The organism is Microbacterium profundi (genome assembly GCF_000763375.1).
Taxonomy (GTDB): Bacteria; Actinomycetota; Actinomycetes; order Actinomycetales; family Microbacteriaceae; genus Microbacterium; species Microbacterium profundi.
The window spans coordinates 405491-427934 of the sequence record NZ_JPSY01000001.1 but is presented as its reverse complement, the minus strand read 5'-3'; the positions used below and the strand labels follow the sequence as shown (position 1 = coordinate 427934).

Sequence of the window (22444 nt, the reverse complement as noted above, 5' to 3'; positions counted from 1 at the left end):
ATGGAGAGACAGCATGTCGATTCCCAGTTCAGCAGACCAGCTGCCTCTTTCCGCGCATCCTCCTGGAGCAATTCGAGGACGCGATCTCGTCGCCGGCACGATCGGAGCCGCGGTCGGTGCGACGTTGACGATCGGCATCGTCCTGCTGCCGATCGTCGTGCCAGAGCTCCCACAGATCTCGGCCGGTTCACCGTTCACGATCGCCATTGACGAGTGCGGTGCGAGCGGAACATATGTGCTGCTCCTCGACGACGGCACAGCCCTGGAGATGAGCACGGCCGGCGAAGAGACCCCGGGAGCCGAATACGAGGACGTCGCCTGCATTCTCAACGAACTCGGCATGAGCGAGACCATCCTGTCCCGCATAGGTACGACTCGGGCCATGGACGGTCGCCAGGAGGGGAGCTGGGACGGTTACGTCGCCTCTTGGACGTACCACCCGGATGACGGGCTCAGCATCCTCATCGAGATCGACACCAAGAACTGACTTTCACACCACCAACACCACCGTCTTCGAAAGGAATCTCATCATGTCCGTTTCACCCCCTCCTGCGCCGTACATGGCGCCTCCCGTCCCGGCCGCGGCCGATGCGTCAGACGACGGCAAGTCGTTCCTCGTCACCTGGCTGCTCTCGCTGCTGGTCGGCATCTTCGGCGTCGATCGCTTCTATCTCGGCAAGGTCGGCACCGGACTGCTCAAGCTGTTCACCTTCGGCGGGCTCGGCATCTGGTACCTGGTCGACCTGATCCTGATCCTCGCGGGTGCGATGCGCGACAAGGCTGGTCATCGACTCGACGGCTACGACAAGACCAAGCTCATCGCCTGGATCGTCACCGGCGCGCTCGTGCTCGTGGGCGGCATCTCCGGCGCGGTCAACGGTGCGTCCGGAGAGGCATCCGGCGGTGGCACCTCGCGAGCCGGGGTGGTCGACGGACTCGAGAAGACCGCGGACGTCGCCGAAGAACTCGTGGACGGCGCGCCTGAGGATGCTGCCGCTGAGGCGACACCCGCCGTCGAAGAGCCGGCCGAGAGCGCATCCTGGGCGAACAGCACCTGGGGCGAGTTCGCGCCGATCCAGCAGTCCGGTGCAGGCGACACCATCATCGACCTTCCGGCCGGTGCGACCGGAGGCGTCGTGGTCGCCACGCACAACGGGTCGAGCAACTTCGCCGTCAGCGTGCTCGATGCGAACAACGGATCGACCGGTGAACTGCTCGTCAACACGATCGGTGCATACAGCGGCACGACGGCATGGGGCATCTCCGCCCTCGGCGATGCAGTGAAGCTGCAGGTGACCGCGGACGGTGATTGGACCTTCGATATTCGGCCGATGGGCTCGGCTCCCGCGCTTGCGGCCGAAGGCGTGGGCGACGCGGTGTTCGTCTACGACGGCGATGCAGCGTCGCTCACCGCCGCGCACACCGGATCGAGCAACTTCGTCGTGATGCAGGAGAACTCGGACGTGTTCAACCTCGGACTGCTGGTCAACGAGATCGGCACCTATAGCGGCACCGTGCCGCTTTCGAGCGGTCCTTCCGTGGTCACGATACGGGCGGACGGCAACTGGAGCCTCGCCGTCGGCTGACTATGAGATCTCGCGCTGGGGACGCGACTGCGTGGGGACGCAGAAGCAGAGGATGCCTCGCCCTATCTGGGCGGGGCATCCTCGTGCCCTACGTGTCAGGGTTGAGTGAGTCCACCGGTTTATAGCAAGTCCGCCTCGTGGGGCGAGTTGAAGGATCACCAATCTGATGAGTTTGAGTTCCCCGGTCGCGGTCGTCGCGGCCGATGATGGAGTCGTGAGCGCACCCTCGATCCCGGACGGGCCGACGCGTCGGCGTTCGTTCTCGCCGGGCCAGAAGTTGCAGTACCTGTCCGAGTACGAGGTCGCGTGCGAGACGGGTGAGGGCGCGGGATACCTGCGCCGACATGGCCTGTACTCGTCGCTGATCTCGGAGTGGCGCAAGCAGCGCGACGCGGGTCTGCTGGAGGGCAAGAACCCCGGCGAAGCGGTCGGTCGTCCCAGCGCCGCGCAGGCCGAGAACGCCCGGTTGAAGGCGCAACTGCGGAAGGCCGAGGTGGAGTTGTCGATGACGCGGACGGCGTTGGAGATCATGGGAAAAGCGCACGCGCTCTTGGGGCAGATCTCCGAGAGCGCGGACACCGACCCGCGGCGCGGGAAGCGCTCATGAACACCCACGTTGTTGCCGTGATTGGTGTCGTGCCGACCCGGCAGGCGGCAGCCCTGACCGGCGTGGCGCGTGCGACCGCGACCCGCGCCGCCTCCCGCGCACGCCGACCGGACCCCGAGCCGCCGTCGGCTCGTCCTGCCCCAGCGAACAAGCTCTCGAGCGTCGAGCGGTCGCTGGTGCTGTCCACGCTCAACAGTGACGAGTTCGTCGACAAGCCGCCGTTGCAGATCTATCCCATCCTGCTCGAGCGCGGCGAATACGTGGGCTCGGTCTCGACCATGTATCGGGTGCTGCGCGAGCACACGCAGGTACGGGAGCGGCGCCGGCTCGCGACCCATCCGCCGCGGAAGGTGCCGGAGCTGATCGCGACCGCCGTCGGGCAGGTCTATACCTGGGACATCACGAAACTCGCCGGCCCTGTCAAAGGCACGTACTACGACGCGTACGTGATGATCGACATCTTCTCCCGCTACATCGTCGGCGCCATCGTGCACGCCTGCGAGGACGGCCTACTCGCCAAGGAGATGATGACCGACGCGTTCGGGATCCACGGCACCCCCGAGGTCGTGCACTCCGACGGCGGCCCCTCGATGACGTCGAAGACCGTCCGCACCCTGCTCGCCGATCTCGGCGTGACCGCGTCCCGCTCCCGACCGCACGTGTCCAATGACAACCCCTACTCCGAAGCGCTGTTCAAGACGATGAAGTACCTGCCCGTCTTCCCCGACCGGTTCGTCTCCCTCGCCCACGCACGGCAGTTCCTGGACGAATTCGTGCACGCCTACAACCACCACCACCGGCACACCGGCATCGGCATGCACACGCCCGCCGACGTGCACTACGGGCACGCCGACGCCATCGACCGCGACCGAGACGCCACACTCGAGGCCGCCCGCCGCGCCCACCCCGAACGGTTCACGACGCGACAGACGCGACCGAAGATCCTCGACCGAGACCCGGCCGCGTGGATCAACCAGCCACCAACCGACGAGATCCAACTCGCCGCCTAACACCCACCGGCCTCACTCGCCTTGACAAATTCCGGTGCTGTTCACCCCCACACCGCCTGGGCGCCCGACTCACCGATCAGCACGATCATGACGGTCACTCCGACGCTCACGCCCGTCGCGAGAACGCCGAGCACGACAGTGATGACACGAGCCAGCGAGGGCCGCGTCTCTATGACTCCCCGGCGGCCGAACCGATACCAGGCCCAGTGGGCTGCGGCCACCACGAAGAGGGCGATCGCCCAGGGCAGCAGCATCCGTCCGAACGATTCATGACGCTCGACGGCGGGTAGTGGGCCCACCACCTCCTTCAGGCTCTCACCGGCGGCGACGGTGATCGGCACGAGGATCAGCACGACGATTGCGGCGAGCGGCGTGACGATGCCGAGCCGTCGTCGTGCAGCGGGCCAGAACACGCTTAGCACCAGCGCGAGCGCAGTGAGGGGTGTCAGGACCACGACCAGGTGGACGATGAGCGGGTGCAGGGGAAGACCGCCGATCTCAAGGGCTTCGGCCATGCGCAACGAGTTCATACTGGGAGAACGACAGGGGCCGGGATCCGGTTCACTGAACCTTCCCACCCTCCACCACGTGTTGTCTGAGGGAGGTGCAACAGATGGCACTCGATGAGGCCGAACGGCTCACCGCGCTTTACGACGCGCATGCGGGGCCGGTGTGGCGTTACGTGGTGCACCTCACGGGCGATCGCAGCGGAGCCGACGACATCGTTCAGGAGACGCTGCTGCGCGCCTGGCGCAGCCCGCGCATCCTCGAACAGGAGACGTCGACGACGCGGTCGTGGATGTTCACTGTGGCGCGGCACCTCGTGATCGACGACGTGCGAAGTGCGCGCAAACGCCATGAGTTCCCTGCTCCGGACGCGCCTGAGCGCGTGGTGGATGACGCCACTGACGCGCTGTTCGAGGCGATCCTCATCGAGGATGCGCTGGCCACACTGACGCATGATCACCGAGAGGTCATCGTGCGCGCGTATTTCGGCCGGTGCACGGTCGCCGAGATCGCGGCAGAACTCGACGTTCCGGAGGGAACGGTGAAGTCACGCCTGCACTACGGCATCCGGTCGCTGCGACTCGCGCTGCAGGAGAAGGGGGTGACGCGATGAGCGCGGATCACGCCCGTTTCGCCAACTGGGATGGGGCGTACGTGATGGGCGCACTGAACTCGGCGGACCGGCGCCTCTTCGAAGAGCATCTTGTCGACTGCAAGATGTGCGGCCGTGGGGTCGCCGAACTCGCACCGGTGATCGGTCTGCTCGGACGCGTCGAGCGCAGAAATGCGGAGTCCCTCCTCTCTGACACTCCTGCGGGACCGGATCCGTCGCGGCGGGACGAGCTCGCCCGGATCGCGTCCGCGGATCGGATTCTCCGCCTCCGCAGGCGTTGGTGGACGGGCGCGGTAGCCGCGGCCGCAGCCGTCGTCGCGGTCGTGCTCGCCGTGACCTTGCCGCTTGCGCCGGTACCCGAGAAGACCACGGTCGTCACGATGCAGGCCACCTCGGAGATCCCGCTCGAGGCGACCGCTGAGCTCACCGAGGTCGGTTGGGGTACGCGCATCGATTTGGAGTGCGTCTACGGCGGCTCAGGCGGAGGAGATGCCGGCTGGCCGTACGCGCTGTATGTGATCGGCAGCGACGGCGCTGAGGAGGCCGTTTCCAGTTGGCGTGCACGTCCAGGGACGACGGCTCAGCTCAGCGCGGGCACGGCATTGGATCTCGGAGGGATCCAGACTCTGGAGATCCGTGCCGTCGGTTCTGAGCAAGTGCTCATGCGCGTCGAAGTGTCTGGTTGAACCCTTCTGGCGCCGGCGTCGTTTCCCCGGTGACCGCAGTTGCGATCGCAGAGGAAGGGACGATCCATGTTCAGGAAGATCGGCAGGGCCGCTGCGATGGCCGCTCTGCTCACGCTGGCTTTGTCTGGCTGCGCAGGCGGCACGTCCGACCCGGCGGCCCCGCCATCGGACCCGGGCGACGGATACGGCATGACCGCCGAGGGCGCTCAGCTCATGGTCGCCGACCACGAGCTCGGTGAGATCGTGGTCGACGCCGAGGGGATGACCGTCTACATGTTCGACAGCGACACGCAAGGTGCAGGGGAGAGCACCTGTGAGGGGCAGTGCGCGACGAACTGGCCGGCGGTGACCACAGACGGCGACCCGGTGGCAGGTGATGGGGTGACCGGCGAACTCGGTACGATCACCGGCGTCGACGGTGCCACCCAGGTCACGCTCAACGGATGGCCTTTGTACTACTTCGCAGGTGATTCGGCTGCGGGAGATGTCGCAGGCCAGGGAGTCAACGACGTGTGGTGGGTGCTGTCACCGGCGGGCGAGCGCATGGCGCAGTGAGCCAAGCGCGCTTCCACTCAGCGAACGGGCCTCAACGATCCACGACGTGGGCATCGGGTCCGGGATAGACCGTGCCCTCGTGCCCATCGTCCCACCGCACCATAAAGGGCGGGGATCCGTCCTCGCCATGGACCTCGAGGATCTCCCCTTCGCGCCTGTGAGCCGTATCGGTGCGCCCTTCGACGATCAACCGGTCACCGGGTTTCGCCTGCATCGCCATGACACCCCTCCTCGTGGATCGGATGCTTCAACGATGCTCCTTCTCGCCACCGGTGGCAAGGCCCCCTGCGGGCGGGCCTGCCGGCAATGAGAATGCCCCGACCCGAAACCGGGCCGGGGCATCTTCCACACGATCTGCAGGTCAGCTCTTGGACTGGCCGTACGAGCCGAGCTGGCGGGTCGAGCCGACTACGCGAGCGGCCATCGCCGACTCGGCGACCTTGCCCCATGCGCGGGGATCGTAGAGCTTCTTGTTTCCGACCTCGCCGTCGACCTTCAGGACGCCGTCGTAGTTCTTGAACATGTAGTCGGCGATCGCACGCGTGTAGGCGTACTGCGTGTCGGTGTCGATGTTCATCTTGATGACGCCGTTGGCGACTGCGAGGGCGATCTCCTCGTCGGTCGAGCCGGAGCCTCCGTGGAAGACGAGGTCGAGCGGCTTCGCGCCGGTGTTGTACTTCGCGGCAACCTGCTGCTGGATCTCGCCCAGCAGTTCGGGGCGCAGCTTCACGCCGCCCGGCTTGTACACGCCGTGGACGTTGCCGAAGGTGAGGGCGGCGATGTAGCGGCCCTGCTCGCCCATGCCGAGCGCCTGCACGGCCTGATCGACATCCGCGAAGGTCGTGTAGAGAGCCTCGTTCGAACCTTCGTGCTGCACGCCGTCTTCCTCGCCGCCGACGACGCCGATCTCGACCTCGAGGATCGCGTTGATCGCCTTCATGCGGGGGAGCAGGTCCTTCGCGATCTCGATGTTCTCCGCGAGGGGAACAGCCGAGCCGTCCCACATGTGCGACTGGAAGATTGGGCTCCGACCCGCCTTGACTTCTTCTTCAGAGGCGGCGATCAGCGGCTCGACGAAGCCGGCAAGGGCATCCTTCGGGCAGTGGTCGGTGTGCAGGGCGACAGTGACCGGATAGTTCTTGGCGACCTCGGTGGCGTAGCGCGCGAACGCGAGAGCGCCGGTGGCACGAGCCTTCACCGTGTGGCCGGCGAAGTAGTCGGCACCACCGGTGGTGACCTGGATGATGCCGTCGGAGCCGGCCTCGGTCAGCCCCTGGAGGACGGAGTTGATGGTCTGCGAGCTGGAGACGTTGAACGCGGGATACGCGAACCCACCGGCCTTCGCACGGTCGAGCATTTCTGCGTACTGGTCCGGAGTGGCGACGGGCATGAAAACTCCTGCGATAGATGAGCCGGGACAGCCCCAACTCTATCGCTGGCGACGAGCGGATGCCGTGGCCTGCTGCCCCCTCTCAGAGACCAGGCTCTTCGCCAGGGTTAAGAAGTTCGATTCCTTCGTGTGAATTCGCGCGAAACACCTGCAGTTCCGTGCAGTCCGCTGGTTAGGCTGACCACATGGTGAGTCTGACGGCCGATATGAGCCCCTTGCGTCCCGATCGAAACCTCGCGCTGGAACTGGTGCGTGCGACCGAGGCGGCATCCATCCGGGCTGTGCCGTTCATCGGCCGTGGCGACAAGGAGGCTGCGGACGGTGCTGCGGTCGACGCGATGCGCGCCTTCCTCGGCACCGTGAACTTCCAGGGCCGGGTCGTCATCGGCGAGGGCGAGAAGGACAACGCGCCGATGCTGTTCAACGGCGAAGAGGTCGGCGCCGGTCGAGGTCCGGAGTGCGACATCGCCGTCGACCCGATCGACGGCACCTCGCTCACGGCGGCGGGCCGACAGAACGCACTCTCCGTCATCGCGGTCTCCGATCGCGGCACGATGCTCGATGCGTCGAGTGTCTTCTACATGGACAAGCTCGTCACCGGCCCCGCAGGTGTCGGCGTCGTCGACATCCGACTGCCCATCGGCGAGAACATCCGCCTGCTCTCGAAGGCCCTGGGCAAGCCCGTGGACGAGCTCGTCGTCTCGGTGCTGAACCGACCGCGGCACGAGAAGCTCATCGAAGAGATCCGTGCGGCCGGTGCAGGCACGCGCCTGATGAGTGACGGCGATGTCGCCGGCGGCATCAACGCCGCGCGTCACGGTGCCCGCACTGACATGTGCGTCGGCGTCGGCGGCAGCCCGGAAGGCATCGTCACCGCCTGTGCGATCAAGGCTCTCGGTGGCCACATCCAGGGGCGGCTGTGGCCGCGTGACGACGATGAGCGTCAGCGCGGCATCGATGCAGGACTCGAGATGGACCGCGTCTACGAGGCCGATGACCTGGTCAAGGGCGACAACACGATCTTCGTCGCGACAGGGGTCACCGACGGGCAGCTGGTTGCCGGTGTGCGCCGCGAGGGCAACTACGTGTACACCGAATCGGTGGTGTTGCGCGGTGCCTCCGGAACTCTTCGCCGCATCGCGTCGGAGCACCTCGTCTCCAAGTGGCTCTAGATGAGTGAGTCCGATTGGGTTTAGTGGTCGTAGGCGATGAGTGAGCGTTTGACGGGTGCTCCGATGAGCCAGTTGTGCCAGATTCCGGCTGCGAGGGCGAGGAGCCGTGCGGCGACGCGGGAGTAAACACCAGCGATGGTGCGTCCGCCGTGGTCTTCGAGGGTGAGTTGGCCTTTGAGCGTGTCGAACACGGACTCGACCCATTGTCGGATCCCGCCGAGTTTCCCGAACCTCGGTTTCTCGTCCTTGCGATCGGGACGGATCAGGTGTGCGCCGAGGTCCTCGGTGATGAAGGTTTCGAACTCGCGCCCGGCGAAGCCTTTGTCGCCGATGATGACTTGTCCAGGCTGGATGAGGTGGCGGTCGTGGTCGAGCATCGCTGCCGCGGCTTCGCGTTCACCGATCTTCGGATTCGCGAGTCCCCAGACCACGGGCATCCCGTCCGGTGTGCAGACCAGGTAGAGGCGGAAGCCCCAGAAGAACCGGGAATGTGAGGCACAGTACCCGTAGCCGGCGTCACCGGCAAGGTCGGAGCGTTTCACCGTCTCGCGGGACTTCCCACACGGCAGTGGGGTGGAATCGATCAGCCGGGTGACTTCGTTCCATGACGGGGTATCGCGGGCAAGCTCCGTGATCACCGCGGACAGCAGCCCGGTGGATTGGCGGACGCGCTTGCCCCACCCGGACTGGCCAGGCAGCGCCGGAAACATGCTCTTCAAGTGGGTGCGGGCGTATCGGATCCATTTCCGGTCAGAGGAGATCCCGAGCAGGTGCTGCGCGACGAGTAGACACAGCAGCTCGACATCGTTCAACGCGGGCTTGCGACCGGGGTGGTGGTCCCGGGTGAAGCCGATCGCGGGCAGGATCCGGTCATCGAGATGGACGTAAAGTGTGATCAGGAGGGTGTTGAGGTCGGTATTCACACATTGGGCTTAACACCCTCTGCCAACGATTAACAGCCTCCACGCCGTTCACAGCCAATCGGACTCACTCATCTAGGGATCGAGGGCCCGATTCCGCGATCTTCGCGGCCCTGATCGTTACCGACCCGGTATGCCGGCGTCGCGCTGCGTCCGGTCTTATTCAGGCTTTGCTGGCACAATAGGCCCTGGGTTCGTCGCCGTCACAGTTCACGACGGCATCCAGGAGGGTGAGATGACCACGGAGCAGACGCGGGACGCGAAGTCACGAGCGACGGCTATGGTCACCACGAACACGGGCCGTATTCTTCGGATCACTCCGGAGGACGAGGCCGCTCGTGTCGCAGCCGCAGCAGCCGCGACAGTCGCTCCGCCGAACGTCGATCCCGCGCGCCGCGCGGATGTGCTGTTCCGCGTGCGCCGGCCCGAGGGGCACGAGCTCAGCTCGTGGTGGATGATCGGTGCCTTCGTCGTGAGCTCCGGTCTCGTGATCGCCCTGCTCAGCTGGGTTCCCGGCAGCGCCTAACCTTCGTCCATACGGCGCCGCACGGCGTCGAGGTCGGCCTGGATTCCCTCCAGTTGCACGCTTTCGAACAGCACTGCCCGCTGGGCCGGCTCCTCATCCTCGACCGGTTCGGAGTTCTCGACTCGCCGCGCATCCTCGACCAGCTCCGGCGCGGTGAATCGGCGTGGTGAGGTCGTGATCGTCTGTGGAACAGCGTCCAGCGCCGAAGCGTCGATCCCAGGGAACTGACGAGCGGTGACCAGCACGCGGGTCTCGAGCGAGCCGGCGAAGCGGTTATAGCTCTCCACCGTGCGCTCCAGCGCCCGCCTCATGTCGTCGGCATGCCCGGCGAGGACACCGAGACGGTCGAAGAGCTGCGTTCCGAGGTTGAGAAGTGTGCGCGCCTCGGTCGAGACCTCCTGCTGCGTCCAGGTGAATGCGACGGTCTTCAGCACGGCCCAGAGATTCACCGGCGAGGCGAGCGCGACGCGCCTGCCGAAGGCGTAGTCGAGCAGCGTCGGATCTTCGTCGATCGCCGATGCGAGCAGCGACTCGCTCGGCAGGAAGCAGATCACGAACTCGGGACTCGCGTCGAGCCCCGACCAGTAGGCCTTCTTCGCGAGGGCGTCGATGTGCGCGCGGACGGCCTTGACATGCTTCTGCATGAACTGGCGGCGCTGAGTCTCCTGAGCGTCGCCACTCAACGCGCTCGCCTCGAGATAGGCGTCGAGAGGCACCTTCGCATCCACGGCGATCGAAGTGCCCCCGGCCAGGCGGATGACCATGTCGGGGCGACCCTGACCGCGATCGGACGAGATCGTGGACTGCAGGTCGAAGTCGACATGCCGGGTGAGACCGGCGGCCTCGACCACTCGTCGCAACTGGGTCTCGCCCCACACGCCGCGGGTCGATGTCGAACGGAGTGCGCCCGCGAGCGATTCGGTGGTCGCGCGCAGCGCCTCGTCGGACTCCTGAGCCCTGCGCAACTGCTCTGCGAGAGAGCCGAACTGCGCATGCCGCTCCTGCTCGAGGGACGCCACCTTGTTCTGCATCTGCTGCAGCGAATCGCGCACCGGCGCCAGCGCGGTCAGCACGGCGTTCTGCTGCTGCACCCGCTGCGCTTCGGCACGCTGCTCGACGCGGGCATGCTCCACAGCATCCCGGTACATGTCGTACTGCCGGTCGCGATCATCGCGGGCGGCGGCGAGCTCGGCCTGAGTGCGGGCGAGTTCCGTCGCGCTGCGGGTGTGCGCGGCGGCATCGCGCGCCGCTCGAGAGAACCAGCCCACGACGAGGCCGACCGCGAGCGCGGTGACGGCGATGAGAGCGATCAGCGGAGCATCCATGGCTCCAGCGTGCACCCGGCCACCGACATCGGCCGGATGCCGCTCCGCTCAACGATTCGAGAGGACCGGCCGGAGACTCAACGGCCCGCGTACTCGTCGAGGATCGTGCGCATCTCGGGCAGCGCGAACTGCTCGGTGATCGCGATGGCCGACAGGGGTCCGGCATCCGGGTCGGCGCCCGCATCGAGAAGCATGCGCAGCAGCGTCTCGTTCTTGCGGAACACCGCGCAGGAGATCGCCGTCTGCCCCGCTGCGTTCAGCGCGTTGAGATCCGCCCCGCGTCGCACGAGATCGGCGACGGTGTGCTCCTGCTCGGCATAGGTCGCGACGATCAGCACGGTGTCGCCGCGCGGATTGCGCACGTCGATCGGCACGCCGGCGTCGATCATCTCGCCGAGCGGACCGGTACGGCCCTGACGCGCGAGATCGAAGGTGCCCTCGATGACCTCGAGGCTGACGGGGGAGTCGCCGGTGGGATTCGTCATGCACTCATTGTGCACTGCGGAAGGTGCCCACTGCGGAAGGTGCGCACCGCGGGAGTTGCCCACCGCCGAGATCAAGCGACAGCCCGCTCCAGCACGCGCACCGGATGCTCCGCAAGCCGCAGGCTCAGCGCCAGAGCGAGCTCGTCGACGTCAGCGGCAGCGGTCCGTGCAGCGGCGTCGATGACGATCTGGGCACAGGCCCGCGCATCCGCCAGCGCGTCGTGGTGGGAGAAGTCGGCGAACCCTGCGGCAGCGGCCGCCACAGGCAGGCGATACGAGTCGAGGTCGTAGACCTTGCGCGCGACCTGGAGGCTGCACAGCGAGCGATACGGCGGGCACTGGAGGCCGGTCACCTCTGACGCGGTGCGCAGCACCTTCGTGTCGAAGCCGGCATTGTGTGCGACGAGCACGTCGTCTCCTGCGAAAGCGCAGAGCCGGTCGAACTGGTCTTCCCAGGTCGCGGCCGTGCGGACCTGGTGAGGGTGGATGCCGTGGATCTTGATGTTCCAGTCCTGGAACTCGTCGTGTCCTTCCGGCGGACGGATCAGCCAGCCGGCGGTGGCGACCACCTCGCCGTCGCGTACGCGGACGAGTCCGACGGAGCATGCCGAGGCGGGGCTGGAATTCGCCGTCTCGAAGTCGATTGCGGTGAAGTCCAGGGGCACCTCACCACCTTCTCTCCGGTGCCGTGCGTGATGTCGCAGACTCGCCGTAGGCTGGCCACATGAGCGATGCGCGGGCAACTTCCTTCGGCGCTGCGGCAGCCGATTACGAGGCGGCGCGGCCGGACTATCCCTTCGACGCCGTGGCGTGGATGCTCGAGAATCTGCCCCACGGATCGCTCCGGATCGCCGACGTCGGTGGGAGTGGAAGCGCGCGATGAACAGGATGCAGCTGCGTCGCGCTGTCCGCGCCTGACTCCTCGCCCGGGCGGGACTCCACGGTTGAGTTTCCGCAGGACCACGGCATCCTCGCCGGGTAGACTCGTATCCCGTGGCTCTAACTATCGGGATCGTGGGCTTGCCCAACGTCGGCAAGTCGACTCTTTTCAATGCACTCACCAAGAACGACGTGCTCGCGGCGAACTACCCGTTCGCGACGATCGAGCCCAACGTCGGTGTGGTGAATCTTCCCGACGCGCGGTTGAACGTGCTCTCCGAGATCTTCGGCAGCGAGCGCATCCTCCCGGCGGCCGTGTCATTCGTCGACATCGCCGGCATCGTGCGCGGTGCGAGCGAGGGAGAGGGACTGGGCAACCAGTTCCTCGCGAACATCCGTGAGGCGGATGCCATCGCCCAGGTCGTGCGCGGATTCGACGACGACGACGTCGTTCATGTCGAGGGTGCGATCAACCCCAAGGACGATCTCGAGACGATCAACGCCGAGCTCATGCTCGCCGATCTGCAGACCGTTGAGAAGGCGATTCCGCGGTTCGAGAAGGAAGTGCGTGGCAAGAAGGCCGATCCCTCGGTGCTCGAGGCGGCGAACGCTGCGAAGGATGCTCTGGAACGCGGCATCCTGCTCTCGGTGAGCGGTATCGACCTCGCCCCGATCAAGGAACTCGGTCTGCTCACCTCGAAGCCGGTCATCTTCGTGTTCAACGTCGACGAGGCCGTGCTGACGGATGCTGGGCGCAAGGCCGAACTCGAAGCGCTTGTCGCACCGGCCAAGGCGATCTTCCTCGACGCGAAGATCGAGTCGGAGCTCATCGACCTCGACCCGGAGGATGCGGCCGAGCTGCTCGCGTCGACAGGTCAGGACGAGTCGGGCCTCGACCAGCTCGCCCGCATCGGCTTCGACACGTTGGGCCTGCAGACGTACCTCACTGCCGGTCCCAAGGAGGCTCGTGCCTGGACGATCCCCAAGGGGTCGAAGGCGCCGCAGGCCGCCGGTGTCATCCACACCGACTTCGAGAAGGGCTTCATCAAGGCGGAGGTCATCTCGTTCGACGATCTCGTCGCGACCGGATCGGTCGCCGAGGCCCGCGCGAAGGGCAAGGCCCGCCTCGAGGGCAAGGACTACGTCATGCAGGATGGCGACGTGGTGGAGTTCCGGTTTAACGTCTAACGTTAATGACGCTCTTCGTTATACACTAACCGTGTGATCAGATCGTTCGGGAGCAAAGAGACCGAGCGCATCTGGCATGAACGGTACGTCAAGGGTGTTGACCGGCTGGTGCAGCGAGCGACGTTGCGCAAGCTTGAGTTGATTCACGCGGCCAAGGATGTTGAGGACCTTCGGATCCCGCCGGGCAATCGGTTGGAGCGGTTGGTCGGTGACCGGCGCGGGCAGCACAGCATCCGGGTGAACTCGCAATGGCGTATCTGTTTCGTCTGGAGAGATGGAGGAGCGGAAGATGTCGAACTCGTCGATTATCACTGAGGCTGACCTGATCGAGCCCATCCACCCGGGGGAGATCCTGATGGAGGACTTCATCGAGGGTTTCGGGATCACACAGAACAAGCTGGCAGTGTCGATTGGAGTGCCGCCGCGGCGCATCAATGAGATCGTGCATGGTAAGCGCGGCATCACCGCGGATACCGCGATCCGCCTGGCACGCTACTTCGGCACCTCGGAGGAGTTCTGGATGAACCTGCAGACGAGTTACGAGCTGCGGATTGAACGTCGGGCGCTGAGTGACAAGGTCACCGCGATCACGCCGCTGAAGGCCGCGTGAGCAGCGGGCCAGAGCGTCGAGTCGTCCGGAAGGTCGTCGGCTACGTCGTGCATGAGGGGCGGCTGCTTGTGTTCACGCACGACGATGTGCCTCTCGACGTGACCGGTGTTCAGGTGCCTGCCGGCACGATCGAGCCGGATGAGTCTCCTGAGGCCGCCGTCGTGCGCGAGGTCTTCGAGGAGACGGGGTGCGCCGTTCGAGTTGTCAGCGCACTGGGTATCGAGCGCTACGACGTGTGGCCCTCCAAATCGGAAGTGCACGAGCGGCATTTCTTCCAACTGGCGCTGGTGGACCTGGATGATCCACCTGAGCGGTGGGGTGCTGGTGAGGAAGCCCCGTCGGATGGCGGTGTTGCGCAGCAGTGGACGTGCTACTGGGTTCCTCTCGATCAGGGCCACGTGCTGTGTGCCGGGTTTGGTGCGCGGCTCGGGGAGATCGTCCCGGAAGTTCGGTGAGACCGCTAACGGTGACGTAACCCGGTCGAGTTCCGCTTCAACGTGTAGTCGCGTTTCGGTTCAACGTCTCGTCAGCTCGTGGCTTGGACAACCTGCACCAGGTGGCCGTCCGGGTCCTCGACCCAGGCGATCAGTAGACGATCGAGCCAGGGCTCTGGCGACTTGACGGGCGTTGCGCCGAGCTCGATGAGTCGCTCGTAGCCTGAGGGAACGTCGTCAGTCCACGTGGATAGGCGTTCCTGCTGTCGGCGTGCGGAACGCTTCGTCGAAGCCGAGAGCGCCGTAGAAGGCCACGGCACGGTCGATGTCACGTGTGAACAGGACGACCTGAGGGGTTCGGAAGAGGTCCATACGCCAAGTCTTACATCCCATGCCACTTGTCACAAGACTACCGTTTTCGGTAGAGTTGTGACATGACGATGACGGCGAAGTACCGGGATGTCGTGCGCGAGATCGCGCTCGACCACTACGGATTCGTCACCACCAAGGCCGCCGCCGAAGCGGGAGTGCCTGCCGTCGAGCTCCCGAAGCTCGCAGCCCGGGGAGGTCTGGACAACATCGCCTACGGACTGTACCGAGTGCCGGACATCCCTCCGACCCGATACGACCAGTTCGCTGAAGCGCTCCTGCGCGCTGGTGAGGGCGCGTACCTGCACGGCGAGTCCGTGCTGGCGTTGTTCGGCCTCGCTGATGTGAATCCCCGACGAATCAATATTGCCGTCCCCAGGCGCGCAAGGCCGAAGCTGCCAGCGTTCGTCGAACTGACGCGGGTTCGGGATGCGATGAAAACGACGCTGTACGAGGGGCTCGAGTCTCAGACGGTTGCTGACGCGCTCCTCGAGTGTCGCGGCCGTATCGAGGGCGAGCGTCTCCTGGCGGCCGCCAAGCAGGCGCGAGCGGAAGGACTCCTCACCACCGTCGAATGGCAGCAGCTGACGAAGGACATTCGTCGATGACATACAGCGGTGCACCGACGAATGTGCGCTCCTTGGAACAGCGCATCCGCAACCTCGAAGGCGACGACGGGTTGGCGTTGCGCCGCCGGGTCAGCATGGCAGTTCCATCTCGCGACAGACCTGGCTGACCTCTTCACCGAGGTCGGTCTGGAATCGCCGAGGCCGGTGCCGGTGATGCGCGCTGAGCACCAGGTCGCGCAGAAGCTCCACGCTGTTTCTAGCGAAGGCAGTGAACGTGCTCGTGACCTCGTTGACCTTCAACTTCTCGATGGGGCTGAGGACCTCGACCTCGAGTTGGTTGCGACGACGTGCGTCAGGCTCTTCGAGTATCGACGTCAGCAGGCGTGGCCACCGTCCATTGTCGCGCGACAGGAGTGGGGCAGCCTCTACGTCGAGGCGGCAGACGGATTGGATGTACTGCCGTCGCTTGGCGAGGCTATGGCCTGGGTCGACGTCTTCGTTCGGCGTATCGCGGCAGCCGGCCCAGGGTGATCCTGCTGACATTCGACAACCGTGGCGACGTGGTTGATTTTCGGTTTAACGTCTAGCGTTATTGACGCAGGATCTGCGGAGTCGCTTGATGATGCCACCTCAGGGGTGCGACCTTCCATGGCGCGCGCCCAGACCTCCGGGTAGGTCGCCGCGCCTGGCTCGGCAGTCGCCCGCGCAGGCGTGTCGGCCTGGCGGAAGCCGCCGCGCCTCCACACCCAGATGATCCGCACGATGAGTCCGAGCACGAGGGCGACGGGGAAGAGCCAGGCCCACCAGGGCATATCGTCGCCGCTCGGATACACGTCGGCCACCCTTCGGTTCGTCTCGGAAGCGCCACGGTGCAGAACCGGTCACTTGCTCCACGATGGACCAGGAGCGGCGCTCCCGATCACAGGTGAGGGCAGAGCGTGCATCACGGCGTCGGGTGAAGCCGACACGGGCGAGGACTGCCGTCGGAACTCTGCCGCTCCGGGGCCCCCTCGGCGCAACTTCGCGAACGTCCTCAGCCTGCCGCCTTCCGGATGTGCTCCGCGATCGTCTTCTCCGTCTCCGGGGTCAACTTCAGCAGCGCGAACGACGTCACCCACAGGTCGCCGTCGTCGAGCTGCGCTGATTCCTCGAAGCCGAGGGTCGCGTAGCGGGTGGTGAACTTGGATGCCGCTTTGAAGAACACCACGATCTTCCCGTCTGCGTCGGCGTAGGAGGGAAAGCCGTACCAGGTCTTCGGAACCAGCTGCGGGGCGACCTCGCTGACGATGCGATCGATGCCTTCCGCGAGCGCGCGGTCGTCATCCGGCATCGCGGCGATGGCTTCGCGCACGGCCTTCTCACCGGCGGCACGGGTCTTCCCGGCCTTCGCCTCAGCGCGCAGTTCAGCGGCGCGCTGTTTGACGGCGTCGCGCTCGTCCTTCGACAGTCCAGCAGTCTTCTCAGCCATGACGGGCTCCTCACTCGATCGCGGTGCCGAATGCACCTACGACCAAGTTACGACCGCGGCTGATCCGGCGCTTCTCGAATCCTGATCGATCACGTCGGCCAGTATCGTTGATGTCAGCGACGAAACAGGCCCAGCCAGCCGCCACCAGCACCAGAGGAAGACGACATATGACGCAGCAGAGCATCCTCGAGTCGGACGGCCGTGCGATTCCCTACATCGAGGAGGGCGAAGGCCCGGTTCCCCTGGTGTTGATCTCGGGACGCGCCCTCAGCGGCGACGGGCTCGCCGTGGTCGCGCACTATCTCGCAGAAGAGGCGGGCTTCCACGTCGTGCGGATCGGCCCCAGAGCGGATTCGAGCGGCCAGGATCGTGCGACGACGCTGCGCGAGCGCGTCGAGGATGCCGTTCTGGTGATCGACCACCTCGGACTCGATCACACCTGGATCGGCGGTCATGCCTTCGGCGGCACCGCGGCACGCATCTTCGCCGCAGAGCACACCGATCGTGTCAACGGACTGCTGCTGCTCGGCGTCGAGGATGACGAGATTCCGCTGGCCCCGGCGATCCCCGTGCTGATCGTGCAGGCCACGGATGACGCCGTCACGCCGCCTGCCACGGCGGAGGCGCTGCACGCCACCGCTCCGGAGCGTGCGAGCATCAAGATCGTCGACGGCGCCGACCACCTGTTCCCTGCCACGCATCCGATCGAGACCGCCGTGATCATCGAGGAGTACCTCGACTGGGACTAGGGATCGCCTTCCCGCGACCCGAGAGAACCTATGGTTGAGGTGTGTCCCGAAACTCTCCTGCATCCCCGGCCCCCGTTCCCGTCGAGCTTCCCCTCGAGCGTCGTCTGGCGGTCGCCGTCGAGCGGTACGGCGAGCAGGCCGTCGTGTCGCGCTCGCTCTCGCTGCTCGCCGGAAACAACGAGGGTGCGGACTTCCTCCTCTTCGTCGGCGGTGAGCACGCACGTGGCATCATCGACGGTGCACCGGTGCTGTACTGGCCCGAACTCTGGGGTGCACGTGCGCTGCTGCACGTCTGGGACGCATCGGTCATCGACGAGCCCGCCACCGCGCTGCTGATCAGCACGCTGACCAACCCCGCCTGGCGCGTGCGGGAGATGGGTGCCAGGCTCGCGGCCGCACGTGAGCTCGACGCGGCATCCGAACTCGCCACTCTTCTCGGCGACGAGGTGCCCCGGGTGCGTACCGCTGCCGTCAGGGCGCTCGGCGCCATCGGATCGGCGGAAGACATCGACCCGGTTCGCGCTCTGCTCAAGGACCCGGAGGTCGAGGTCCGTCGCGGGGCGCAGCAGAGTCTCGACAAGCTGCGATCGCGGCATCCGAAGAGCTGAGAACGACGAGCCGTCAATCCTGACCGGTGGGCCGTCTGCGACCCGACTTGGTCTCCGAGCGCCGGTGCTTCTCATCCAGCCGACGCCGCCGTGAGCCCTTCGTCGGCTTCGTGGAGCGACGGATGCTGGGTGGCATGACTGCTTCGCGAATGAGAGCGGACAGCCGTTCCCGCGCTGCCACCCGATTCTGCCGCTGTGAACGGTGCTCGCTGGCGCCGATGGTGAGCACCGTGCCCGCCAACCGCGACGCGAGCCCATCGATGACACGCGCACGCTGCACGTCGCTCAACGCGGTTGTCGCGGCGAGATCGAGACTGAGCTGAACCCGCGAGTCGGCGGTGTTCACGCCCTGTCCGCCCGGGCCCGAAGAGCGCGAGAACTGCTCGATCAGATCACTCGCCGGAATCCTGAGACCGTGCGGGGCTCCCGGTCCAGGAGGCACACGCAGATCATCCACTCCACAAGTGTGCCGCAGTGCGATGAAGATCGTGACGAGACCGATGGGAGAATCGTCTGATGACCGCAACTCTCGTGGCTCGAGGCGTCGCCGGAGGCTATGGCCACCGCACGCTGTTCGATGACCTGGACCTGACTGTCGCACCGGGTGACGTCGTCGGCGTCGTCGGCGCGAACGGCGCCGGAAAATCCACTCTGCTGCGCCTGCTCGCCGGCATCGACGAACCGCAGGCGGGCACGATCACGCTGGCGCCCTCCGACGCCTTCGTCGGGTGGCTCCCGCAGGAGCACGAGCGCGTCGCCGGTGAGAGCGTGGTCGGCTACATCGGCCGACGCACCGGCTGCGCCGCGGCCACGAAGGAAATGGATGCCGCGGCAGCGGCGCTCGGCGATCCTTCGCTCGCCGGCAACGGTGCCGACCCCGCCGACGTCTACTCGGCGGCGCTGGAACGGTGGCTCGCGAGCGGTGCCGCAGACATTGACGAGCGCATCCCGGCGGTGCTCGCCGACCTCGGCCTCGTCTTCGAAGGTGCTCGCGCCGAGGACACGCTGATGACCTCGCTCTCCGGTGGGCAGGCGGCTCGAGTCGGACTCGCCGCGCTTCTGCTCTCACGTTTCGACATCGCATTGCTGGACGAGCCGACGAATGATCTCGACCTCGACGGACTGGAGCGGCTCGAGGCATTCGTCCGCGGACTCCGCGGCGGCGTCGTACTGGTCAGCCACGACCGCGAGTTCCTCTCGCGCAGCGTGACTCGCGTGTTGGAACTCGACCTCGCGCAGAACTCGAACCGTGTCTACGGCGGAGGCTATGACTCGTACCTTGAGGAGCGCGCCACTGTGCGTCGCCACGCGCGCGAGAAGTACGACGAGTTCGCCGACAAGAAGGCCGATCTCGTCTCGCGCGCTCGCGTGCAGCGGGAGTGGTCGAGCCAGGGCGTGCGCAACGCGATGAAGAAGTCGCCCGACAACGACAAGATCAGGCGCAAGGCGTCGGCCGAGTCCAGCGAGAAGCAGGCGCAGAAGGTGCGTCAGATGGAGAGCCGGATCGCTCAGCTCGACGAGGTCGAGGAACCGCGAAAGGAGTGGCAGCTCGAATTCACCATCGGCTCGGCGCCACGCTCGAGCTCGGTGGTCTCGACGCTGAGCAATGCCGTCCTGCGGCAGGAATCCTTCACATTGGGGCCGGTCTCGCTGCAGGTGAATGCCGGGGAGCGCATCGGCATCACGGGTCCCAACGGTGCGGGAAAATCCACCCTTCTTCGCGCTCTGCTCGGGCAGCAGCATCCGGATGAGGGCACCGCGAGCCTCGGCGCGAGCATCCGGATCGGGGAGATCGATCAGGCGCGATCGCTTCTCACCGGCACCGCGCCGCTCGCAGCGGCGTTCGAGGCGCTCGTGCCCGAGATGGCATCGGGTGAGGTTCGCACGCTTCTGGCGAAGTTCGGCCTCAGGGTCGATCACGTCGACCGCCCAGTCGACGAACTCTCACCGGGGGAGCGCACGCGAGCGGCACTCGCACTGCTGCAGGCGCGCGGGATCAACCTTCTCGTGCTCGACGAACCGACCAACCACCTCGACCTGCCGGCGATCGAACAGCTGGAACAGGCGCTGGAGTCCTATCGGGGCACTCTGCTGCTGGTCACCCACGATCGACGGATGCTCGACACGGTGAACACCGACCGCCGCTGGCGCGTCGAGGCCGGTCAGGTCACCGAACTCTGAGCCCTCAGCGCCCCTGACGCTTCTTGTAGGGCTTCGGCTGGCCCTTCACGACCGGCGCGCGGCCTCGGCCCTTCGAGGCCTTCGCCTTGCCGCCGGCCTTGACCGGCTTCTTGACCTCGGGCGGAGCCGCGGCGACTTCGCGTTGCGCCTCGGGAAGCAGCAGCAGGCCGACGGACGTCAGGCGCGTCTCGCCTTCGCGGGTGACGAGGGGCTGACCGACTTCTTCTTCGAGCTTGTCGATCGACGAGTACAGCGACGCCAATGGGATGCCGAGGTTCTGAGCAGCGCGCGGGAAATGCAGCTCCTCGGCGACGGCGACGAAACGTCGAAGCAGGGTGATGTTCACGGGAGCCTTTCGTTGCGCGCGTCTGTCGCGGCCGCTCTTCAGCGTACGCGTCGTCCGCGATAGCGTGGGCAGCGTCCGACCTTTTCAACGAGGTGCTCGGCGCGCTGGCGTGATTGAGGCCGCGAAAGGGAAAAGTTGATGCAGCAGCGTGTCGGAGAGCCAGTTCTCGAACTGCTCCGGCGTCCAACCCGAATCGATCACCAGCTCGTTGTATACCCCGGTCGCAGCGAAGGCGCGGAAGATCGTCTGCGCCCGTTCGAGGGGGACTGCGAGCTCTGAGGCGACCGACGCGATGAGGCCGTCCATCACCCTGTTTCGGCCGCGCAGTTTCGAACGCAGGAGGGTGCGGGTCTCGGCGTCCTCATCCATCGCGGCATCGAGAATCCGCACCACATCGAAGTCGGTCGAGTAGAGCACGGTGAGCCAATGAGCGGCACCGCGCAGACGCTCGACAGCGGAGTCCTCCGCGAGCACCGATGCCGCAAGAGCGCGTGCGTCCGCACGCTCCAACCAGCTTTCGCAGATGAGGTTGAGGATCTCCCTCTTCGTCCCGAACGCCGCGTACACGGTGCGGCTCGCAACGCCGGCTGCTTCTGCGACCGCAGCCAGGCTGGTCGACGCGTATCCGTCGGCAGCGAACAACCGCTGCGCAGCTTCGGCGATGCGGCGTTTGGTCGCGGCGGCCTGCTCCTGCCGATACGTAAGCGCAGGGCTATTGACACGGCTGCTCATGAGGATCAGGCTAGCGAAAGAAGTCGTTGCAGTTCAACCGCAGTGACTGCACATCTACTGCAAGGGAGAAGATCATGAATGATGCAATCGCGGAGACCGCTGGGGTCGGCGTTGTTGAACGGATGCTGCACGAGGGGTTCGCCGCAGGGGACACGAATGTCGTCGACGAACTCTGTTCACCGGATCTCATCGAGCATCAGTTCGGTCTGGCGGGAACCGGTGCGCAAGCCATCGCGAAGGTGAAGCGTGCGATCAGCGAAGTGCATGCGGGGCTGCCTGACCTCACGTTCACGATCGGCGACTGGGCCGAGCAGGGCGACACCGTCTGGGTGCGGGCTGAAGGCGTCGGAACGAACACCGGAGCATTCATGGGACCGCCGACCGGTCTCAAGGTTGCCTTCACCGTGATCGATATCGCGCGCATCCAGGACGGTCGCATCGTCGAGCACTGGGGCGTGCCTGACCGCTTCGCGCTGGCGATGAGACTCGGCCGGATCCAGCTGCCGCGGTGAGCAGGCCGGCGCAGGGAGAAGAGGGAACGCATCGGGGGTGGGATGCGAACCGCATCCCACCCCCGAATCCTCAGCGTGCGCGTCAGGCCGGCTGCGGCAGAATCGTGAAGCTGACGGCTCCTTCGTCATCGACACCGGCATCGAGCACCTTGTCGGAGAGTGCCTCGGCGGCGTTCTCCTCGAGGAACACGCGGCTGCCGACACCGTCGATCACGACGTCGGCGGGTTCCGGGGAAGGAACGACGTGAACGGCGAAACGAGATTCGCCGTTGGGTCCCTGTCCTTCCGCGGTCTGGATGCGAAGCCCCGCGTCTGCGCTGGCATCCTCGCGGCCGACGATCGTGGTGACGACGGCATCTGCATTTTCGGTCAGGGTGAGCACAGCGCTCTCCTTCCGGTTGCGGACATGCTCCGGTC

Annotated in this window: 32 protein-coding genes; 19 read left to right on the top strand and 13 right to left on the bottom strand. The window is 66.0% G+C overall.

All coding sequences use genetic code 11. The annotated features are described in order from the left end of the window. The first annotated feature begins 13 nt into the window (after positions 1–13). The 3 genes from JF52_RS0102050 to JF52_RS0102035 all read left to right on the top strand — a co-directional run bounded on the left by JF52_RS0102050 (position 14) and on the right by JF52_RS0102035 (position 3203). Positions 14–487: a hypothetical protein gene (locus tag JF52_RS0102050; protein WP_033104840.1), complete on the top strand. Its 474-nt coding sequence runs from the start codon at positions 14–16 to the stop codon at positions 485–487. Between the two features lie 43 nt (positions 488–530). Further along, positions 531–1586, top strand: coding sequence for a TM2 domain-containing protein (locus tag JF52_RS0102045; protein ID WP_152594796.1), 1056 nt, complete (start codon positions 531–533; stop codon positions 1584–1586). Between the two features lie 166 nt (positions 1587–1752). Further along, positions 1753–3203, top strand: a protein-coding gene (locus JF52_RS0102035; RefSeq protein ID WP_235272308.1) for an IS3 family transposase whose coding sequence is annotated in 2 segments (ribosomal slippage) — positions 1753–2128 and positions 2128–3203 — 1452 coding nt in all. Because the reading frame shifts where the segments join, the coding sequence is not laid out codon by codon here. A 41-nt stretch (positions 3204–3244) separates the two neighbouring features. Here JF52_RS0102035 and JF52_RS0102030 read toward each other — a convergent pair. Further along, on the bottom strand, positions 3245–3718 hold the full coding sequence (locus JF52_RS0102030; protein ID WP_033104838.1) for a DUF2231 domain-containing protein: 474 nt from the start codon (positions 3716–3718) through the stop codon (positions 3245–3247). A 98-nt stretch (positions 3719–3816) separates the two neighbouring features. Between JF52_RS0102030 and JF52_RS0102025 the strand changes: the two genes are divergently transcribed. From JF52_RS0102025 to JF52_RS0102015, 3 genes are all read left to right on the top strand, one after another. Then, complete coding sequence (locus tag JF52_RS0102025) at positions 3817–4323, top strand: sigma-70 family RNA polymerase sigma factor (RefSeq protein ID WP_052166684.1); 507 nt, start codon at positions 3817–3819, stop codon at positions 4321–4323. Then, the gene (locus JF52_RS0102020; protein WP_033104836.1) at positions 4320–5009 is read left to right on the top strand and encodes a hypothetical protein; all 690 of its coding nucleotides are present in this window, start codon (positions 4320–4322) and stop codon (positions 5007–5009) included. The genes JF52_RS0102025 and JF52_RS0102020 overlap by 4 nt, the downstream gene beginning before the upstream one ends. 66 nt (positions 5010–5075) lie before the next feature. Further along, complete coding sequence (locus JF52_RS0102015) at positions 5076–5564, top strand: COG4315 family predicted lipoprotein (RefSeq protein ID WP_033104835.1); 489 nt, start codon at positions 5076–5078, stop codon at positions 5562–5564. A gap of 31 nt (positions 5565–5595) precedes the next feature. Here the strand turns inward: JF52_RS0102015 and JF52_RS0102010 are convergent, their stop codons facing one another. Next, positions 5596–5784 (bottom strand): DUF1918 domain-containing protein, encoded by a 189-nt coding sequence (locus JF52_RS0102010; protein WP_308195130.1) that lies wholly within the window; start codon positions 5782–5784, stop codon positions 5596–5598. Between the two features lie 141 nt (positions 5785–5925). Continuing rightward, positions 5926–6954, bottom strand: coding sequence for a class II fructose-bisphosphate aldolase (gene fbaA / locus JF52_RS0102005; RefSeq protein WP_033104834.1), 1029 nt, complete (start codon positions 6952–6954; stop codon positions 5926–5928). Positions 6955–7139: 185 nt separating this feature from the next. Between fbaA and glpX the strand changes: the two genes are divergently transcribed. Continuing rightward, a complete protein-coding gene (gene glpX, locus JF52_RS0102000) occupies positions 7140–8126 on the top strand; it encodes a class II fructose-bisphosphatase (RefSeq protein WP_033104833.1) in 987 nt (328 codons plus the stop codon). 20 nt (positions 8127–8146) lie between these two features. Here the strand turns inward: glpX and JF52_RS0101995 are convergent, their stop codons facing one another. Further along, positions 8147–9049, bottom strand: a complete 903-nt coding sequence (locus JF52_RS0101995; RefSeq protein ID WP_018023038.1) for an IS982 family transposase — start codon at positions 9047–9049, stop codon at positions 8147–8149. A gap of 232 nt (positions 9050–9281) precedes the next feature. Here JF52_RS0101995 and JF52_RS0101990 point away from each other — a divergent pair, with 232 nt between their 5' ends. Continuing rightward, complete coding sequence (locus JF52_RS0101990; RefSeq protein ID WP_033104832.1) at positions 9282–9572, top strand: hypothetical protein; 291 nt, start codon at positions 9282–9284, stop codon at positions 9570–9572. On the opposite strand, the gene rmuC is transcribed toward JF52_RS0101990, so the two are convergent. The 3 genes from rmuC to JF52_RS0101975 form a co-directional block, all read right to left on the bottom strand. Beyond that, positions 9569–10897, bottom strand: a complete 1329-nt coding sequence (gene rmuC / locus JF52_RS0101985; protein WP_033104831.1) for a DNA recombination protein RmuC — start codon at positions 10895–10897, stop codon at positions 9569–9571. The genes JF52_RS0101990 and rmuC overlap by 4 nt on opposite strands. A 77-nt stretch (positions 10898–10974) precedes the next feature. Continuing rightward, positions 10975–11382, bottom strand: coding sequence for an ankyrin repeat domain-containing protein (locus tag JF52_RS0101980; RefSeq protein ID WP_033104830.1), 408 nt, complete (start codon positions 11380–11382; stop codon positions 10975–10977). 71 nt (positions 11383–11453) lie between these two features. Further along, positions 11454–12047 (bottom strand): 3'-5' exonuclease, encoded by a 594-nt coding sequence (locus JF52_RS0101975; protein WP_033104829.1) that lies wholly within the window; start codon positions 12045–12047, stop codon positions 11454–11456. Between the two features lie 59 nt (positions 12048–12106). On the opposite strand from JF52_RS0101975, the gene JF52_RS17395 reads away from it, so the two are divergent. From JF52_RS17395 to JF52_RS0101960, 5 genes are all read left to right on the top strand, one after another. After that, a complete protein-coding gene (locus JF52_RS17395) occupies positions 12107–12265 on the top strand; it encodes a hypothetical protein (protein WP_160175017.1) in 159 nt (52 codons plus the stop codon). Positions 12266–12375: 110 nt separating this feature from the next. Beyond that, complete coding sequence (gene ychF / locus JF52_RS0101970) at positions 12376–13449, top strand: redox-regulated ATPase YchF (RefSeq protein ID WP_033104828.1); 1074 nt, start codon at positions 12376–12378, stop codon at positions 13447–13449. A gap of 33 nt (positions 13450–13482) precedes the next feature. Beyond that, the gene (locus JF52_RS16730; RefSeq protein WP_084595474.1) at positions 13483–13764 is read left to right on the top strand and encodes a type II toxin-antitoxin system RelE/ParE family toxin; all 282 of its coding nucleotides are present in this window, start codon (positions 13483–13485) and stop codon (positions 13762–13764) included. Next, the gene (locus JF52_RS0101965; RefSeq protein WP_033106187.1) at positions 13739–14059 is read left to right on the top strand and encodes a HigA family addiction module antitoxin; all 321 of its coding nucleotides are present in this window, start codon (positions 13739–13741) and stop codon (positions 14057–14059) included. The genes JF52_RS16730 and JF52_RS0101965 overlap by 26 nt, the downstream gene beginning before the upstream one ends. Beyond that, positions 14056–14514: an NUDIX hydrolase gene (locus JF52_RS0101960; RefSeq protein ID WP_033104827.1), complete on the top strand. Its 459-nt coding sequence runs from the start codon at positions 14056–14058 to the stop codon at positions 14512–14514. Before JF52_RS0101965 ends, JF52_RS0101960 begins: the two co-directional genes overlap by 4 nt. A 71-nt stretch (positions 14515–14585) precedes the next feature. Here the strand turns inward: JF52_RS0101960 and JF52_RS17960 are convergent, their stop codons facing one another. Continuing rightward, the gene (locus tag JF52_RS17960; protein ID WP_407661499.1) at positions 14586–14813 is read right to left on the bottom strand and encodes a VOC family protein; all 228 of its coding nucleotides are present in this window, start codon (positions 14811–14813) and stop codon (positions 14586–14588) included. 114 nt (positions 14814–14927) lie between these two features. On the opposite strand from JF52_RS17960, the gene JF52_RS0101955 reads away from it, so the two are divergent. Together JF52_RS0101955 and JF52_RS0101950 are read left to right on the top strand one after the other, a co-directional pair. Further along, the gene (locus JF52_RS0101955) at positions 14928–15470 is read left to right on the top strand and encodes a hypothetical protein (RefSeq protein WP_033104826.1); all 543 of its coding nucleotides are present in this window, start codon (positions 14928–14930) and stop codon (positions 15468–15470) included. Positions 15471–15491: 21 nt separating this feature from the next. Further along, positions 15492–15962 (top strand): nucleotidyl transferase AbiEii/AbiGii toxin family protein, encoded by a 471-nt coding sequence (locus JF52_RS0101950; RefSeq protein WP_084595472.1) that lies wholly within the window; start codon positions 15492–15494, stop codon positions 15960–15962. A 502-nt stretch (positions 15963–16464) separates the two neighbouring features. Here the strand turns inward: JF52_RS0101950 and JF52_RS0101945 are convergent. Beyond that, a complete protein-coding gene (locus tag JF52_RS0101945; protein WP_033104825.1) occupies positions 16465–16899 on the bottom strand; it encodes a hypothetical protein in 435 nt (144 codons plus the stop codon). Positions 16900–17066: 167 nt separating this feature from the next. Between JF52_RS0101945 and JF52_RS0101940 the strand changes: the two genes are divergently transcribed. Together JF52_RS0101940 and JF52_RS0101935 are read left to right on the top strand one after the other, a co-directional pair. Continuing rightward, complete coding sequence (locus JF52_RS0101940) at positions 17067–17648, top strand: alpha/beta fold hydrolase (protein ID WP_033104824.1); 582 nt, start codon at positions 17067–17069, stop codon at positions 17646–17648. 41 nt (positions 17649–17689) lie between these two features. Continuing rightward, complete coding sequence (locus JF52_RS0101935) at positions 17690–18256, top strand: HEAT repeat domain-containing protein (RefSeq protein WP_033104823.1); 567 nt, start codon at positions 17690–17692, stop codon at positions 18254–18256. 13 nt (positions 18257–18269) lie between these two features. Here JF52_RS0101935 and arfB read toward each other — a convergent pair whose 3' ends face one another. Continuing rightward, positions 18270–18713 (bottom strand): alternative ribosome rescue aminoacyl-tRNA hydrolase ArfB, encoded by a 444-nt coding sequence (arfB, locus tag JF52_RS0101930; protein ID WP_033104822.1) that lies wholly within the window; start codon positions 18711–18713, stop codon positions 18270–18272. Positions 18714–18772: 59 nt separating this feature from the next. Here arfB and abc-f point away from each other — a divergent pair, with 59 nt between their 5' ends. Next, on the top strand, positions 18773–20437 hold the full coding sequence (gene abc-f / locus JF52_RS0101925) for a ribosomal protection-like ABC-F family protein (RefSeq protein WP_033104821.1): 1665 nt from the start codon (positions 18773–18775) through the stop codon (positions 20435–20437). 4 nt (positions 20438–20441) lie between these two features. Here abc-f and JF52_RS0101920 read toward each other — a convergent pair whose 3' ends face one another. Beyond that, positions 20442–20783 (bottom strand): LysR family transcriptional regulator, encoded by a 342-nt coding sequence (locus JF52_RS0101920; RefSeq protein ID WP_033104820.1) that lies wholly within the window; start codon positions 20781–20783, stop codon positions 20442–20444. Between the two features lie 84 nt (positions 20784–20867). Next, positions 20868–21515 carry a TetR/AcrR family transcriptional regulator gene (locus tag JF52_RS0101915; protein WP_052166682.1) on the bottom strand — a complete coding sequence of 216 codons (648 nt, stop codon included), beginning with the start codon at positions 21513–21515 and terminating at the stop codon, positions 20868–20870. A gap of 74 nt (positions 21516–21589) precedes the next feature. Here JF52_RS0101915 and JF52_RS0101910 point away from each other — a divergent pair, with 74 nt between their 5' ends. Then, complete coding sequence (locus JF52_RS0101910) at positions 21590–22027, top strand: ester cyclase (protein ID WP_033104819.1); 438 nt, start codon at positions 21590–21592, stop codon at positions 22025–22027. Between the two features lie 82 nt (positions 22028–22109). Here the strand turns inward: JF52_RS0101910 and JF52_RS0101905 are convergent, their stop codons facing one another. Continuing rightward, positions 22110–22409: a hypothetical protein gene (locus JF52_RS0101905; RefSeq protein ID WP_033104818.1), complete on the bottom strand. Its 300-nt coding sequence runs from the start codon at positions 22407–22409 to the stop codon at positions 22110–22112. Between the last annotated feature and the right edge of the window lie 35 nt (positions 22410–22444).

What these genes read in the sequence shown, in the direction of transcription:
- JF52_RS0102015 (WP_033104835.1), top strand. Translation starts at nt 5,076, where the DNA reads ATGTTCAGGAAGATCGGCAGGGCCGCTGCGATGGCCGCTCTGCTCACG.
- JF52_RS0101940 (WP_033104824.1), top strand. Translation starts at nt 17,067, where the DNA reads ATGACGCAGCAGAGCATCCTCGAGTCGGACGGCCGTGCGATTCCCTAC.
- JF52_RS0102050 (WP_033104840.1), top strand. Translation starts at nt 14, where the DNA reads ATGTCGATTCCCAGTTCAGCAGACCAGCTGCCTCTTTCCGCGCATCCT.
- JF52_RS0101980 (WP_033104830.1), bottom strand. Translation starts at nt 11,382, where the DNA reads ATGACGAATCCCACCGGCGACTCCCCCGTCAGCCTCGAGGTCATCGAG.
- JF52_RS0101990 (WP_033104832.1), top strand. Translation starts at nt 9,282, where the DNA reads ATGACCACGGAGCAGACGCGGGACGCGAAGTCACGAGCGACGGCTATG.
- JF52_RS0102020 (WP_033104836.1), top strand. Translation starts at nt 4,320, where the DNA reads ATGAGCGCGGATCACGCCCGTTTCGCCAACTGGGATGGGGCGTACGTG.
- JF52_RS0101910 (WP_033104819.1), top strand. Translation starts at nt 21,590, where the DNA reads ATGAATGATGCAATCGCGGAGACCGCTGGGGTCGGCGTTGTTGAACGG.
- JF52_RS0101950 (WP_084595472.1), top strand. Translation starts at nt 15,492, where the DNA reads ATGTGCGCTCCTTGGAACAGCGCATCCGCAACCTCGAAGGCGACGACG.
- JF52_RS0102010 (WP_308195130.1), bottom strand. Translation starts at nt 5,784, where the DNA reads ATGGCGATGCAGGCGAAACCCGGTGACCGGTTGATCGTCGAAGGGCGC.
- JF52_RS0101955 (WP_033104826.1), top strand. Translation starts at nt 14,928, where the DNA reads ATGACGATGACGGCGAAGTACCGGGATGTCGTGCGCGAGATCGCGCTC.
- fbaA (WP_033104834.1), bottom strand. Translation starts at nt 6,954, where the DNA reads ATGCCCGTCGCCACTCCGGACCAGTACGCAGAAATGCTCGACCGTGCG.
- JF52_RS0101915 (WP_052166682.1), bottom strand. Translation starts at nt 21,515, where the DNA reads ATGAGCAGCCGTGTCAATAGCCCTGCGCTTACGTATCGGCAGGAGCAG.
- JF52_RS0102030 (WP_033104838.1), bottom strand. Translation starts at nt 3,718, where the DNA reads ATGGCCGAAGCCCTTGAGATCGGCGGTCTTCCCCTGCACCCGCTCATC.
- abc-f (WP_033104821.1), top strand. Translation starts at nt 18,773, where the DNA reads ATGACCGCAACTCTCGTGGCTCGAGGCGTCGCCGGAGGCTATGGCCAC.
- JF52_RS0101945 (WP_033104825.1), bottom strand. Translation starts at nt 16,899, where the DNA reads ATGGCTGAGAAGACTGCTGGACTGTCGAAGGACGAGCGCGACGCCGTC.
- JF52_RS0101965 (WP_033106187.1), top strand. Translation starts at nt 13,739, where the DNA reads ATGTCGAACTCGTCGATTATCACTGAGGCTGACCTGATCGAGCCCATC.
- JF52_RS17395 (WP_160175017.1), top strand. Translation starts at nt 12,107, where the DNA reads ATGAGCGATGCGCGGGCAACTTCCTTCGGCGCTGCGGCAGCCGATTAC.
- rmuC (WP_033104831.1), bottom strand. Translation starts at nt 10,897, where the DNA reads ATGGATGCTCCGCTGATCGCTCTCATCGCCGTCACCGCGCTCGCGGTC.
- JF52_RS0102025 (WP_052166684.1), top strand. Translation starts at nt 3,817, where the DNA reads ATGGCACTCGATGAGGCCGAACGGCTCACCGCGCTTTACGACGCGCAT.
- glpX (WP_033104833.1), top strand. Translation starts at nt 7,140, where the DNA reads ATGGTGAGTCTGACGGCCGATATGAGCCCCTTGCGTCCCGATCGAAAC.
- JF52_RS0102045 (WP_152594796.1), top strand. Translation starts at nt 531, where the DNA reads ATGTCCGTTTCACCCCCTCCTGCGCCGTACATGGCGCCTCCCGTCCCG.